Here is a 652-nt window from a genome sequence, read left to right as displayed (position 1 = left end):
AAGAAAAGACATTCGATGCGGCCTGCAAAAAGGTGCTTTCCAAAAAGGCGATCCTGGCTTATATCGTGAAAAAAACGATTCCGGAATTCGAAGACTATTCGGTTCGGGAGATCGAATCGTTGTATATCGAGAACGATCCTGAAATATCGAATGTTCGTCTTGCTAATAAGAATCCGTATATTCATGGAATGAATACCGAAGATACGGACATGGAAGAAGGAACGGTCCGATTCGATCTTTTGTTTTATGTGCGGCTTCCGCTGGAAGAGGTGCTGACGAAAGTGATCGTGAATGTGGAAGCGCAGGGGAAGTTTTCGCCAGGCTATCCGATCCCGAAAAGAATGGTTTATTATATGGCGCGGATGATCTCGAGCCAGCACGGGAGAGAGTTTGTCAAAAGCCATTATGAAGAAATCAAGAAGGTGTATTCGATCTGGATCTGCATGGATCCGCCTTTGTATGCGGCCAACACGATCAATCGATATGGAATGAGAGAAGCGAATGTGTATGGGAAGCCGTTGTATGAAAAGAAAGATTACGATCTGATGGAAGGGATCCTGATCTGCTTGAGCCAGGATGAAGAGGAGGCTTCCGGATCGGATCTGCTTGATTTTCTGAATACGACATTCAGGAAAACGATGAGCGCGAAAGA

The 652-nt window shown here is 45.2% G+C and carries 1 pseudogene; it reads left to right on the top strand.

Going from position 1 to position 652, the window contains the following annotated elements:
• A pseudogene (locus BO225_RS12455) lies at positions 1-652 on the top strand (hypothetical protein); the annotation flags it as partial.

Origin of the sequence: Dubosiella newyorkensis, from assembly GCF_001945605.1 — a bacterium.
In the GTDB taxonomy this organism is placed as follows: domain Bacteria; phylum Bacillota_I; class Bacilli_A; order Erysipelotrichales; family Erysipelotrichaceae; genus Dubosiella; species Dubosiella newyorkensis.
The sequence above is the reverse complement of the archived record's forward strand: the minus strand, read 5'-3'. Positions and strand labels throughout refer to the sequence as shown.